Source organism: Microbacterium invictum, assembly GCF_014197265.1.
In the GTDB taxonomy this organism is placed as follows: Bacteria; Actinomycetota; Actinomycetes; order Actinomycetales; family Microbacteriaceae; genus Microbacterium; species Microbacterium invictum.
Genome location: NZ_JACIFH010000001.1, coordinates 3,008,490 through 3,021,943 on the forward strand (window position 1 = coordinate 3,008,490; position 13,454 = coordinate 3,021,943).

A 13,454-nucleotide genomic window follows, 5' to 3' on the forward strand; every position below is an offset into this window, starting at 1 on the left:
GCGCGATGGAGCGACGCGGCGCGAATCAGCCGAGGGTCGGCGGCTACAACCAGGCTGTCATCCTCGACCAGATCCGGCGCGCCGGCGGCCTCAGCCGGGTCGAGCTCGCTGCGGCGACGGGGTTGTCGGCGCAGACGGTGTCGAACATCAGCCAACGCCTCTTGGACGCCGGGATCATCGAAGAGGCCGGGCGTACCAGCGGCACGGCGGGCGGCCCCGGCAAGCCGCGCACGACGCTGCGGCTGGTGGGATCGAGCCGCCACGCGGTCGGGGTCCACCTCGACCCGAGCGTGCTGACCATCGTGCTGCTGGCGATCGACGGGACGGTCGTGGCCAGTCACCGCCGGCCCACGCCGAGCGCGAATGCGCCCACGCGCACCATGCGCCTCATCACCAGGGAGATCGAGAAGCTGCTCGACGCCTCGGGCGTCGAGCGCGACAGCGTCGTGGGTGTGGGCATCGCGGCTCCCGGTCCGATCGATGCCGAACGCGGCGTCATCGTCGACCCGCCGAACCTCGGCGGCTGGCACCGGGTCCCCCTGCGCGATGCGGTGGCCGAAGCGACGGGGCTCCCGGTCGTGCTCGACAAGGACGTCACCGCTGCGGCGGTCGCCGAGCGCTGGGTCGATGCGGCGGCCGCGGCGCAGAGCTTCGCGTTCCTCTACATGGGGACGGGCCTTGGCATGGGGCTCATGCTGGGCGACGACGTCGTGCGTGGCGGGTCGGGCAACGCGGGCGAGATCGGACACATCGTCACCGACCCGCAGGGGCCGGTCTGCTCGTGCGGAATGCGCGGGTGCATCGCCGTCAGCTGCACCCCGGCGTCGTTGGTCGCCGAGGCGGAAGACCTCGGCATCCTTCCGGCGACACGGGTCGGCAGCGATCCGCGCACGATAGACGACGCGTTCACCGCGCTGGTCAAGCTCGCCGGGCGGGGGCACGTGGGTGCGCTGGGCGTGCTCGAGCGCGCGGCCGAGCGGATCGCCCGCGCCCTCGCGGTCGTGTGCAACCTGCTCGACGTCGACCGCGTCATCATCGGCGGCCCGGCGTGGTCGCGCCTCGCACCCTGGTTCGAACGGCAGGTGCCCGAAGTGCTCTCCGGGCTGCTCGTGGCCCGTGGCCTGCATCACGTGGAGATCGTGGGCACCTCACTCGGCGAGGACGTGGGCGCGATCGGGGCGGCGTGCCTCGTGCTCGATGAGGCGCTGACACCCCGGCCGACCTCGCTGCTCGTCGGCTGACCCCCTTGACAGAGATAAATCCATTCGCTTGACTTATTGATGACCTCCCCGCGCCCCTGCACCACGCGCACCCGGCAGGTCGCATGGTGAGCAAGGGAGCAGTCATGAAGACCACCACCGCAGCAGCGGCGACCGTGGCGACGATCGCCGCCGTCACCCTGACACTGGGCGGATGCACCGCCGCGGATGACGATTCGGGGGATCAGACCGTCACGGTCGTGTACGCGAAGACAGACTCGTTCACCGTCCTCGACACCCTGCTGAACACGGCGAAAGACGAGTTCGAAGCCGCCCACGACGGCGTCACCGTCGAGCTGCAGCCGATCACGGCGACCGACGACGACTACAAGACCCGGCTCCAGCTCTCGCTGGGGTCTGCCGACACCGCGCCCGACGTCTTCTACGAAGACACGTTCAACGTGCGCAGTGATGTCGAGGCGGGCTACCTGCTGAACCTCGACGACCACCTTGCCGACTGGGACGACTGGTCCCTGTTCGACGAAGGCGGAAAGAAGGCCGGCCAGGGGGAGGACGGGAGCATCTACGCGCTCCCGCTCGGTACCGACACACGGGTGATCTGGTACAACACCCACGTTCTCGAGGCTGCTGGGGTGGGGGTTCCCTGGCAGCCCGAGACGTGGGATGACATCCTGGGCGTCGCCGCCCAGATCAAGGCCAGCCAGCCCGACGTCGTGCCGTTCAACATGTACGCCGGCACCGGCACCGGTGAAGGCACGGTCATGCAGAGCTTCTTCGAGCTGCTCTACGGCACCGGAGACGGGACAGGGCTGTACGACGACGCCGAGGGCAAGTGGGTCGTCGAGTCGCAGGGCTTCATCGACGCGCTGACCTTCCTGCAGACGCTGTACGACGAAGGCTATGCGGTCGCACCCGACCAGGCGCTCGACCCCAACGTGTGGCAGGCCGTGTTCGGTGAGATGTTCCCGCAGGACAAGCTCGGTGGCACGGTGGAGGGCTCGTACACGCCGTCGTTCTGGGCCGAAGGCGGCTCGTACGAGTGGCCCGAGTATGGCGACGTGATGGGCGTCGCCCTGTTCCCGACACAGGACGGCGAGGCACCTGGCGGAGTCAGCATGTCCGGTGGGTGGACTCTCGCGGCATCCGCCCACACCGACGTCCCCGACCTCGCGTTCGAGTTCATGGCCACGGCACTGAACAAGGAGAACGCCCTCTGGTACGCGATCAACAACGCACAGATCGCCGTGCGCACCGACGTGGCGAGCGAGCCGAGCTACCTCGAGGCGAACCCCTTCGTCGGCGACGTCTCCGAGGCGGTCGCCGTGACGCACTTCCGCCCGGCGAACAGCTCGTACCCGCAGATCTCGGTGGCGGCGCAGCAGGCCACGGAAGCCGTGATCACCGGCCAGCAGAGCCCTGAGGAGGCAGCCGCCGCGTACGACGACGCCGTGCGTCAGATCGTCGGCGACGACAAGGTCGTCGTGAAATAAGGCATGACCGCGACCACGATCGGACCGGCGAGCGGTTCGGGCACCAGACGCAGAAGCCGCATCAGCGACAGAGCGACGCCCGCACGGGCGCTGCCGCTGCTGCCGGCGGCGGGGCTGCTGCTGGTGTTCCTTGCCGGTCCGATCGCCTGGGCGCTCGGCGGGTCGCTCACCAACCAGTCGCTCAGTGGCCCGAACGCCGCCAACCCCGAGTTCATCGGGCTCGACAACTTCGCGCGGCTGTTCGCCGACCCGGTGCTGCCGCTGTCGATCGGAGTCACGGTCGTCTTCGTGGTCGGCTCGGCGATCATCGGCCAGAACATCCTCGGGCTGCTGCTGGCGGTGCTCTTCCGCTCGGGGAGCCGGGCCGTCGCGGGGGTGACCGGGGTCATCGTCGTGACCGCGTGGGTGCTGCCCGAGATCGTCGCGGCCTTCGTCAGCTACGCGTTCCTGTCGGCGGACGGCACGCTCAACCACCTGCTCGCGGCTGTGGGCATCACCGGGCCCAACTGGCTGTACGCCTTCCCGGTGCTCGCCATCATCCTCGCCAACACCTGGCGCGGCACGGCGTTCTCGATGATGATCTACCGCGCCGCGCTCGACGACGTGCCGCTCGAAGTGGTCGAGTCGTCGATGCTCGACGGCGCCGGCGGCTGGCAGCGGCTGCGCCTCATCACGATCCCGATGATCCGCGGCACCATCTTCACCAACCTGATGCTCACCACCCTCCAGACGCTGTCGGTGTTCACCCTCATCTGGGTGATGACCCGCGGCGGCCCGGGCAACCAGTCGAGCACTCTGCCCGTGCTCGCCTACGCCGAAGCGTTCCAGTTCGGAGACATCGGCTACGGCAACGCGATCGCCGTGGTCATGCTGGCGCTGGGCGCCGTGTTCTCGATCGGGTACGTCGTCTCGCTGCGCCGGGCCGGTGACCGGGCATGAGCACCGCCAGCATCGCCGGACCACGGCGGTCGGTCACGAAGTTCTGGGCCAACCTCGTCCTGATCGTCATCGGGCTGATCTTCCTGCTCCCGCTGCTGTGGGTCGTCCTCGCCTCGGTCGACTCGTCCGCCGGCTATCAGGTGAAGATCCCGACCGAGCCGACGCTCAGCAACTTCGCCGACATCCTGACGCCCGAGCTCACCCTGCGCCCGCTGCTGAACAGCGTGCTGCTGTCCACCGCGGCCGCGCTGGTCACCGTCGTGGCCTCGATCCTCGCCGCCTACCCGCTCTCGCGGTACCGCTCGCGGTTCAACGCCCCGTTCCTCTACTCGGTGCTGTTCGCCAGCTGCCTGCCGATCACCGCGATCATGGTGCCGGTCTACAGCCTGTTCGTGCAGCTGCGGCTCATCAACCAGCCGTGGGCGGTCGCGCTGTTCCTCGCCGCCAGCTCGCTGCCGATGGCGCTCTGGATGACCAAGACGTTCATGGACTCGGTGCCGATCAGCCTCGAAGAGGCCGCCTGGGTCGACGGCGCCAGCGCGATGTCGGCGCTGCTGCGCATCGTCGTGCCACTCATGCGCCCGGCCCTGTCGGTGGTGTTCGTGTTCGTCTTCCTGCAGGCCTGGGGCAACTTCTTCGTTCCCTTCGTGCTGCTGTACTCGCCCGAGTACCAGCCGGCCGCCGTGTCGATCTACACCTTCTTCGGCCAGTACGGCACCGTCGCCTACGGCCGCCTGGCCGCATACTCGATCATCTACTCCCTGCCCGTCCTCGGACTGTACCTGCTGGTCACCCGCGGCCTCGGCGGAACCTTCGCGCTCTCCGGAGCCGTCAAGGGCTGACGCCCGCGACCAGACCTCTCACACACGGAACACGGAATGCACCGCAACGACAGACTCACCCTCCAGCGCATCGACCGGCTCGCCCGCGACCGGCTCGGTCCGGCGCTGCACCGGGCTGCCGTGCCGCTGACGATCACGGCGTGGGAGGTCCCCGGCGAGCCGGTTCCGTTCGCCGAGGCCGTCACGCAGGACTACACGCCGTTCGCGGTCCGGGGATCCTGGGGCCGCCCGTGGGGCACGGTGTGGTTCCACGTGACCGGCGCGGTGCCCACCGAATGGCGGGGGGTGGATGCCGCGGAGGTCGAGCTGCGGGTCGATCTGGGCTTCGACGATTCGGCACCCGGATTCCAAGCCGAGGCCCTCGTCTACCGTCCGGACGGGTCGATCGTGAAGGCGATCGAACCGCGCAATGCGACCGTGCCCGTCGACGCGGGCACCGTCGACCTGTACATCGAGGCCGCCGGCAACCCGAGCGTCGCGGGCACGTTCACGTTCGCGCCCACGCCGCTCGGCGACCTCGCGACCGCGGGGACCGATCCGATCTATCGCCTCGACGTCCTCGACCTCGCACTCCGTGACATCGAGGTGTGGGAGCTGGCGCAGGACATCTGGACCCTTCGCGGTCTCGTCGACGAGCTCGAGCCCGACCGCACCCGGCATGCGCGGGTGATCGCGGCGCTGGGTCGCGCCGTCGACGCCCTCGACCCCGAAGACGTGGCCGGCACGGCTGCGGCGGCCCGCGCGGAGCTGGTCGACGTGCTGGCGGCGCCGGCACCGGCATCCACTCATCTGATCACGGCCGTCGGCCACGCCCACATCGACTCGGCCTGGCTGTGGCCCACGCGCGAGACGGTGCGCAAGGTCGCGAGGACCTTCGCGAACGTGCTCGACCTCATCGACCGTGATGAGGAGTTCGTCTTCGCGGCCTCGTCGGCGCAGCAGTACGCCTGGCTCAAGGAGTTCTACCCCGACCTGTTCGCGCGCGTGCGCGATGCCGTCGCGGCCGGACGCTTCGTCCCGGTCGGAGGGATGTGGGTCGAGTCCGACACCAACATGCCCGGCTCTGAGGCGCTTGCGCGGCAGTTCGTCGAGGGCAAGCGCTTCTTCCTCGAGGAGTTCGGCGTCGAGCCGCTCGAGGTCTGGCTGCCCGACTCGTTCGGCTATTCCGCGGCGCTGCCCCAGATCATCGTCGCTGCCGGGTCGCGCTGGTTCCTGACGCAGAAGATCTCGTGGAACGAGACGAACCGGATGCCGCACCACAGCTTCCTCTGGGAGGGGATCGACGGCACGCGCGTGTTCACGCACTTCCCGCCGGTCGACACCTACAACTCTGAGCTGTCGGCGGCGGAGCTCGCCCGGGCCGAGCGCCAGTTCGGCGAGAAGGCGCACGCCTCGCATTCGCTCGTGCCGTTCGGCTGGGGCGACGGGGGCGGCGGACCGACCCGAGAGATGATCGCCGCCGCACGGCGCACCGCCGACCTCGAGGGGTCACCCAAGGTGCGGCTCGGATCGCCGGCGCAGTTCTTCGCAGACGCCGAGACGGAATACGCGAACCCGCCGATCTGGTCGGGCGAGCTCTACCTCGAGTACCACCGCGGCACCTACAGCGCGCAGGCGCGCACCAAGCGCGGCAACCGGCGCAGCGAGCACCTGCTGCGCGCCGCCGAGCTGTGGGCGACACTGGCGACCGTCCGCGCCGGGTCCGACTACCCGGCCGAGCGGCTGCGCCGGCTGTGGCAGAACGTGCTGCTGTTGCAGTTCCACGACATCCTGCCGGGCACCTCGATCGCGTGGGTGCATCGGGAGGCCGAGCGCGATTATGCCGGCATCGCGCAGGAGCTGACCGAGATCATCGACGACGCGGTGGGGACGCTCGTCGGGGAGGGGGAGCGGGAGCTGGCGGTCAACGCCGCGCCCGTTCCACTGGGGGGAGCGCCCGCACTGGGTGCCGGTGTCGCCGGGGGGACGACGCCGGTGCCCGTGCGGGCGTCCGGAGACAGCTGGGTGTTCGCGCACCCGCGGGTGACCTGGACGCTCGATCGGCGCGGCGTCGTGGTCGGCGCGCACGATCACATCGCCGACCGTGAGCTCGTCGCGCGCGGTGGAGCCACCGGCATCCTGCAGCTGTTCCGTGACACTCCGCGCGAGTGGGATGCCTGGAACATCGACGCCGAGGACGGCGCGCTGGGCGTCGAGCTGCTCGATGCCGAGTCGGTGGCGGTGACCGGTGACGGTGCCGGGATCCTCGTGCGGCGCGCGTTCGGGTCGTCGCGGATCGAGCAGGAGTTCCGCGTCGACGCGGAGACCGGCGCACTCGACATCACCGTGCGCGCAGACTGGCGCGAGCGGCAGAAGATGCTGAAGCTCGCGTTCCCGCTGCGGGTGCGAGCCGAGCGGGCCCAGTCCGAAACCCAGTTCGGCCACGTCTCACGGCTGATCCACGCGAACACGTCCTGGGATGCCGCCAAGTTCGAGACCGTCGCGCACCGCTGGCTGCGGTTGGCCGAGGGGGACTACGGCGTCAGCGTCGCGAACGACGCCAGCTACGGGCACGACGTGCAGCACGGCGCGGGTGTGGGCGGCGGCACCGAGACCGTCGCGAGGGTCACGCTCGTGCGGGCGCCGCTGTTCCCCGATCCGGGGGCCGATCAGGGCGCGCACGAGTTCCGGGTGTCGCTGCTGCCGGGCGCGGATGTCGCCGAGGCGATCGCGCACGGGTTCCGGCTCAACCTGCCGGTGCTCTCGGTGCGCGGCGGCTCGGCGATCGAGCCGGCTCTGGTGGTGTCGGACCGCGGCGTCGTGATCGAAGCCGTGAAGCTCGCCGACGACGGGTCGGGCGATGTCATCGTCCGGCTCTACGAAGCACTCGGCGCGCGACGCACCGCGACCCTGCGCCCGGGCTTCGACGTCACGGGTGCGCAGCAGGTCGACCTGCTCGAACGCGCCGTCACCGGCGAGGTGATCGCAGGGGTGGATGCCGGGGTGCTGCGTCTGCAGCTGCGAGCCTTCGAACTCACGACGTTGCGCCTGCGCCCGCGCCGCTGACCGCGCCCGCGCCGCGCCCGCGCCGCTGAGGGCGCCCGCGCTCGCCGCTGACCGCGCCCGCTGACCGCGCCCGCGCCGCTGAGGGCGCCCGCCGCCGCCGCCCGCGCTCGCCGCCGCCCGCGCCGCCCGCGCTCGCCGCCGCCCGCGCCCGCTGACCGCGCCCGCGCCGCTGACCGCGCCCGCCGCCGCCCGCGCTCGCCGCCGCCCGCGCCGCTGACCGCGCCCTCAGCCGCGAGAGAACAACTCCCCGCCGAGAGAACGGGGTTCAACCGTTCTCTCGGCGCCGAACTGTTCTCTCACCGGGAGGGAGGGGGCGGCGGCGCTGGGGGAGCATGCTCTGGGCGAAGAAGTCGGTGAGCTCTTCGCGCGCGGTCAGCGGCAGGATGTGCGCGACGTAGTGGTCGGGACGGACGATCACGAGCGCGCCGCCGCGGTCGACGCCGCGGGCCCTCGAAGATGTCGTCGTCCGGAAGCGTCGCGTACACCTTCTCGTAGTCGCGCACCTGGAAGGGGCCGACCCGGGGGAAGAAGACCTCCGGCGCGTCGGTGATCTGCACGTCGTCGAGCGGCTGCTGGTAGATCACCTTCACGTCGAAGACGCTGTCGATGTCGGTCCCCGCCGGCGTGAACCGGGTGATGGGGGAGTCGGGCGCGGTCGCGGCCCATTCTGCCCAGTCGCGCAGCGGCGACGGGTCGGTAGGGGCCGCAGTATCGGCGAAGGCGTAGATGCGCCAGCGGCCGTCGGCGCGATGGTGGTGGCCGATGTGCACGGGGTTGCTATCGCCGACGCGGGTGACCTTGGCGGACTTGAAGCGCTTGCCGATGGGGAACCCGGCCGCGAGATCCTGGTGCGTCTTCTCGCCCGTGATCGGCGACGGCTGGTACTCGGTCATGAACCCGGCGGGGAACTCGGCGGTGCGCGTGTAGAACTCGGCGAGCTCGGTGGGGCTGTCGAAGTCCTCGGGCTTGCGGGCCATGAGTGCCGACCACTCACGATCGAAGTCGATCAGGTTCTGGGCGATCACCTGCCGCTCGCCCGAGTAGGTGGACAGCAACGAAGCGGGGCTGCGGCCTTCGAGTACCTGTCCGAGCTTCCAGCCGAGGTTGAAGCCGTCCTGCATCGACACGTTCATGCCCTGCCCGGCCTTCGCGCTGTGCGTGTGGCACGCGTCGCCGGCGATGAATACGCGCGGGTCGCGCGTGCCGGTCTCCGCGATGGACACGTCGTCGAACTTGTCGGTGACGCGGTGGCCGACCTCGTAGACGCTGTGCCACGCGACGTTGCGCACCTCGAGGGTGTACGGGGCGATGATGCGGTTCGCCTTGGCGACGATCGCGTCGAACGGCGTGGTGCGCACCTTGCCGTGATCGTCGTCGGGCACCTCACCCAGGTCGACGTACATGCGGAACAGGTAGCCACCCTCACGGGGGATGAGCAGGATGCTGCCCTCGTCGTGCGACTGGATCGCGCACTTGGTGCGGATGTCGGGGAAGTCGGTGTCGGCCAGGATGTCCATCACGCCCCAGGCGTGGTACGACACGGCGCCGACGTGTTTGCGGCCGATCGCCTCGCGCACGCGGCTGCGCGCGCCATCGCAGCCGACGACGTACTTGGCGCGGACGACACGCTCTTCGCCTTCCCCCTCGCCCGCGCTGCGTCGCAGGGTCACGCGCACCGGGTGCTCACCGGACTCGGCGACCTGCAGCGTCACGAACTCCCAGCCGAAGTCCGGCTTCACGCGGGCCGGGCCGTTCGCGGCCGACTCGGCGAAGTAGTCGAGCACCCGCGCCTGGTTGACGATCAGATGCGGGAACTCGCTGACCCCGGCCGGGTCGTCCTTCTCGCGGGCGGTGCGGACGATGCTCGACGGGTCGGCCGGGTCGGGAGACCAGAAGTTCATCGACGTGAGCCAGAACGCCTCCGAGACGATGCGCTCGGCGAACCCGAACGCCTGGAACGTCTCGACGCTGCGGGCCTGGATGCCATCGGCCTGTCCGATCTCGAGTCGGCCGCCGCGGCGCTCGACCAGGCGCGTCGTGATACTCGGGAACTGGGCGAGCTGCGCGGCCAGGAGCATGCCGGCCGGTCCCGAGCCGACGATCAGGACGTCCGTCTCGCCGGGGAGCTCTTCCGGCCGGTCGAGCCCGGTACCGGCCGCCGCCTGGACGCGCGGGTCGCCGGACACGTAGCCGTGATGGTGGAACTGCATCGTCTTCGATCCTCTCCCCGACGGCATCGTCGGGAGCTTGACGGAGAAGCAGAACCCGTTCTATATTCGAACTGGCTGTTCTACTATTGGACAGATCGTATACGAAGTGGCGCACCCCGCGCAAGGGCCGCGCTGCGCGCGAGAGGACCCGCAGCCATGGCCGGCACGGCCGGGGCGGGCGGCGCTGGAGGGCCCATGGCGACAGCACGCGAGACGACGCCGGCATCGCAGACGCTGAGCCGCGGCATCCGGATCCTCGAGATCCTCGCCGACGCCCGCGAGCCCCTCTCGATCGACGACGTCGCCCGGCGCCTCGAGGTGCACCGCTCCATCGCCTACCGGCTGCTGCGCACGCTCGAAGACCACGGGCTCGTCCTCCGTGACTCCGCCGGACGCGTCTCGCTCGGCGGGCGGATGGCCGCGCTCGCCGCCGGGGTCGCCGCCGATCTGCAGGCCGAGGCGCTGCCCGAACTGACCACCATCGCCAACGAACTCGGCGCGACCTGCTTTCTCGGGGTACTCGACCGCGACCAGTGCATCACGCTCGCGAGCATCGAGCCCCGCCATGCCGTCGCCTCGGTCGCGCAACGGCCCGGGGCCCAGCACCCGGTGACGGTGGGGGCGCCCGGCAAGGCGATCCTGGCGCAGCTGCCCGAGGGCGAGTGGCCGGCGGGAGTGTCGGAGCGCCTGCGCGCCGAGGTTGCCGAGGTGAGCGGGCGCGGCTACGCGACCAGCCACGACGAGGTGATTCCGACCGTGCGGGCCGTGGCGGTGCCGCTCGCCGTGCGGGGGCGCCGGCCGGCCGCGCTCGCGGTCGTCTATGTCGACCCGTCGCACGAGCCCGCCGCCATCGCCGAGCGTCTCGCGCGGTCGGCCTCGGTGATTCGCGAGGCCCTCGGCGGCTGACGCGCGCGGCGCTCGTGCCGATGTCGAGATCCACAGATCGTCGCTCGGGCCGGCCCGTGGTGGAGATTCGCGCTCTCGACCGGCCGGGCAGATGGCTGTGGCGCCGACGCCCATGTCGGGGTACTCTGGTCACAGAACGGACAACTGTTCGCACAGCGAACATTGGAGGCGTGCGTGATCGACAAGACCGTAACGAGTGTCGAGGAGGCCGTCGCCGGCATCCCCGACGGGGCAACCGTCATGATCGGCGGCTTCGGCCGCGCCGGTCAGCCCGTCGAGCTGATCGACGCGCTCATCGCGCAGGGTGCGACGGGCCTCACGATCGTGAACAACAACGCCGGCAACGGCGACACGGGGCTCGCCGCCCTCCTCGCGAAGAAGCGGGTGCGCCGCATCATCTGCTCGTTCCCGCGGCAGCATGACTCATGGGTGTTCGACGGCCTCTACCGTGCCGGCGAGATCGAGCTCGAAATCGTGCCGCAGGGCAATCTGGCCGAGCGCATCCGCGCTGCCGGGGCCGGCATCGGAGCGTTCTTCTCGCCCACCGGTGTGGGCACTGAACTGGCCGAGGGCAAGGAGTCGCGCGAGATCGACGGCCGCCAGTACGTGCTCGAGTACCCGATCAAGGCCGACTTCGCGCTGATCTCGGCGTACCGGGGCGACCGCTGGGGCAACCTCGTGTTCCGCGAGACGGCGCGCAACTTCGGGCCGATCATGGCCACGGCGGCGGCGACCACGGTCGTGCAGGTCGACGAGGTCGTCCCGCTCGGCGCAATCGATCCCGAGACCGTCGTCACCCCCGGGATCTTCGTCGACCGCGTCGTCGCGGTCGGCGAGCGGGCTTGGCTGACGGGCGGCGAGTTCGTCGGCGGCGTCGACATCGAGGGACGCCCGGCATCGGCATCCACCACGGCACCGGCATCCACCACGACGACGGAGGCAGACCAGTGACCCGCATCAGCCGTGACGACCTGGCCGCGCGCATCGCCGCGGACATCCCCGAGGGCTCGTTCGTGAACCTGGGCATCGGGGCGCCGACGAAGGTCGCCAACTACCTGCCCGATGACCTCGAGATCATCCTGCACACAGAGAACGGACTGCTCGGCATGGGCGCCGCTCCCGAGCCGGGCAAGATCGACCCCGACCTCATCAACGCCGGCAAGCAGCCGGTCACCGCGCTGCCCGGCGCCGCGTACTTCCACCACGCCGACTCGTTCGCGATGATGCGCGGCGGTCACCTCGACGTGTGCGTCCTCGGCGCGTTCCAGGTCGCGCAGAACGGCGACCTCGCCAACTGGTCGACCGGTGCGCCCGGCGCGATCCCCGCCGTCGGCGGCGCGATGGACCTCGCGATCGGTGCCAAGAACGTGTACGTGATGACCGACCTGCTCACCAAGACCGGCGAGTCCAAGCTCGTCGCATCGTGCACCTACCCGCTCACCGGTGTCGGTTGCGTCACCCGCGTCTACACCGACCACGCCGTGTTCGATGTCACGCCCGACGGCTTCGCGGTGCGCGAGGCGTTCGGCGACAACACGGTCACCTCGCTGAGCGAGCTGACCGGCCTGAGGCTGATGGATGCCGCGGCCGCGGCATCCGGAACGGAGAACTGACATGACCGCCTCCTTCGTCTACGACGCCGTCCGCACACCGTTCGGACGGGCCGGGGGCGCCCTGTCCGGCATCCGTCCCGATGATCTGGCCGCGCTCGTCATGAAGGCGACCGTCGAGCGCACCGGTCTCGACCCGGCGCGCATCGACGACGTCATCTTCGGCGACGCCAACCAGGCCGGCGAAGACAACCGCAACGTCGCGCGGTTCGGTGCGCTGCTGGCGGGCTTTCCGACGAGCGTGACCGGTGTCACGGTGAACCGGCTGTGCGCATCGTCGGTCGAGGCCGTCGTACAGGGCTCGCGGGCGATCGAGGCCGGCGATGCCGACATCATCCTGGCCGGCGGCGTCGAGTCGATGAGCCGGGCCCCGTTCGTGGTCGAGAAGTCGGCCAAGCCGTGGCCGGCCACCGGCAACCAGACGATGTGGAACACGTCGATCGGCTGGCGCATGGTCAACAAGGCGCTGCCGCAGCACTGGACGATCAGCAACGGCGAATCGGCCGAGAAGGTCGCCCGCGAGTGGGGGATCAGCCGCGAGGCGCAGGATGCGTTCGCGGTGCGCTCGCACGACCTGGCCGCGAAGGCATGGGCCGACGGTGTCTACGACGGCGAGATCGTGCAGGTGCCCGGTGCCGAGCTGGCGCGTGACGAGGGCATCCGCGACGGGTCGACCGTCGAGAAGCTGGCGGGCCTGAGAGCATTGTTCGCCGAGGACGGCACCGTCACCGCCGGCAATTCGTCGTCGATCAACGACGGCGCCTCGGCGGTGCTGCTGGGCGGCGAGGGCGCGATCGACGCCGAGCCGCTGGCGCGGATCGTGTCGCGTGCCACGCACGGCGTCGACCCGGATGTCTTCCCGCTCGCCCCGATCGAGGCGGCCAACAAGGCCCTCGCCCGCGCCGGCAGAACGTGGGACGACGTGGACTTCGTCGAGCTCAACGAGGCCTTCGCCTCGCAGGCGCTCGCGGACATCTCCGGCTGGGAGGGACTCGACCCCGAGAAGGTCAACATCCACGGCGGGGCCCTGGCGATCGGTCACCCGCTCGGCGCCTCGGGGGGACGGATCATCGGCCACGCCGCGCACGAGCTGGCCCGTCGCGGCGGCGGTGTTGCGGTCGCCGCGATCTGCATCGGCGTCGGCCAGGGCATGGCCGTCGTCCTCGAGCGGTAGACGTCTACCCTTTCGCTA

General features: G+C 70.4%; 9 protein-coding genes and 1 pseudogene. 9 read left to right on the top strand and 1 reads right to left on the bottom strand.

What is annotated here, in order from left to right:
* Positions 1-5: 5 nt before the first annotated feature.
* The 5 genes from BKA10_RS13970 to BKA10_RS13990 all read left to right on the top strand — a co-directional run bounded on the left by BKA10_RS13970 (position 6) and on the right by BKA10_RS13990 (position 7,536).
* Positions 6-1,241: an ROK family transcriptional regulator gene (locus BKA10_RS13970; RefSeq protein WP_183500523.1), complete on the top strand. Its 1,236-nt coding sequence runs from the start codon at positions 6-8 to the stop codon at positions 1,239-1,241.
* Between the two features lie 104 nt (positions 1,242-1,345).
* A complete protein-coding gene (locus tag BKA10_RS13975) occupies positions 1,346-2,710 on the top strand; it encodes an extracellular solute-binding protein (protein WP_183500524.1) in 1,365 nt (454 codons plus the stop codon).
* 3 nt (positions 2,711-2,713) lie between these two features.
* Complete coding sequence (locus BKA10_RS13980) at positions 2,714-3,649, top strand: carbohydrate ABC transporter permease (protein ID WP_183500525.1); 936 nt, start codon at positions 2,714-2,716, stop codon at positions 3,647-3,649.
* Complete coding sequence (locus tag BKA10_RS13985; RefSeq protein ID WP_183500526.1) at positions 3,646-4,491, top strand: carbohydrate ABC transporter permease; 846 nt, start codon at positions 3,646-3,648, stop codon at positions 4,489-4,491. The genes BKA10_RS13980 and BKA10_RS13985 overlap by 4 nt, the downstream gene beginning before the upstream one ends.
* Before the next feature lie 36 nt (positions 4,492-4,527).
* Entirely contained in the window at positions 4,528-7,536 is a 3,009-nt protein-coding gene (locus BKA10_RS13990) for an alpha-mannosidase (protein WP_183500527.1), read from the top strand.
* Positions 7,537-7,801: 265 nt separating this feature from the next.
* Here the strand turns inward: BKA10_RS13990 and BKA10_RS13995 are convergent.
* Positions 7,802-9,746, bottom strand: a pseudogene (locus BKA10_RS13995) (FAD-binding monooxygenase).
* A gap of 195 nt (positions 9,747-9,941) precedes the next feature.
* Between BKA10_RS13995 and BKA10_RS14000 the strand changes: the two are divergent.
* From BKA10_RS14000 to BKA10_RS14015, 4 genes are all read left to right on the top strand, one after another.
* A complete protein-coding gene (locus BKA10_RS14000; protein ID WP_183500528.1) occupies positions 9,942-10,652 on the top strand; it encodes an IclR family transcriptional regulator in 711 nt (236 codons plus the stop codon).
* Between the two features lie 174 nt (positions 10,653-10,826).
* Entirely contained in the window at positions 10,827-11,603 is a 777-nt protein-coding gene (locus BKA10_RS14005) for a 3-oxoacid CoA-transferase subunit A (protein ID WP_183500529.1), read from the top strand.
* Positions 11,600-12,265, top strand: coding sequence for a 3-oxoacid CoA-transferase subunit B (locus tag BKA10_RS14010; RefSeq protein ID WP_183500530.1), 666 nt, complete (start codon positions 11,600-11,602; stop codon positions 12,263-12,265). Before BKA10_RS14005 ends, BKA10_RS14010 begins: the two co-directional genes overlap by 4 nt.
* Before the next feature lies 1 nt (position 12,266).
* Positions 12,267-13,436: a thiolase family protein gene (locus BKA10_RS14015; RefSeq protein WP_183500531.1), complete on the top strand. Its 1,170-nt coding sequence runs from the start codon at positions 12,267-12,269 to the stop codon at positions 13,434-13,436.
* The last annotated feature ends 18 nt before the right edge of the window (positions 13,437-13,454 follow it).

Excerpts from the sequence above, each read along its gene's own strand:
- BKA10_RS14015 (WP_183500531.1), top strand. The coding sequence starts at position 12,267 with ATGACCGCCTCCTTCGTCTACGACGCCGTCCGCACACCGTTCGGACGG.
- BKA10_RS14000 (WP_183500528.1), top strand. The coding sequence starts at position 9,942 with ATGGCGACAGCACGCGAGACGACGCCGGCATCGCAGACGCTGAGCCGC.
- BKA10_RS13980 (WP_183500525.1), top strand. The coding sequence starts at position 2,714 with ATGACCGCGACCACGATCGGACCGGCGAGCGGTTCGGGCACCAGACGC.
- BKA10_RS13985 (WP_183500526.1), top strand. The coding sequence starts at position 3,646 with ATGAGCACCGCCAGCATCGCCGGACCACGGCGGTCGGTCACGAAGTTC.
- BKA10_RS13975 (WP_183500524.1), top strand. The coding sequence starts at position 1,346 with ATGAAGACCACCACCGCAGCAGCGGCGACCGTGGCGACGATCGCCGCC.
- BKA10_RS13990 (WP_183500527.1), top strand. The coding sequence starts at position 4,528 with ATGCACCGCAACGACAGACTCACCCTCCAGCGCATCGACCGGCTCGCC.
- BKA10_RS13970 (WP_183500523.1), top strand. The coding sequence starts at position 6 with ATGGAGCGACGCGGCGCGAATCAGCCGAGGGTCGGCGGCTACAACCAG.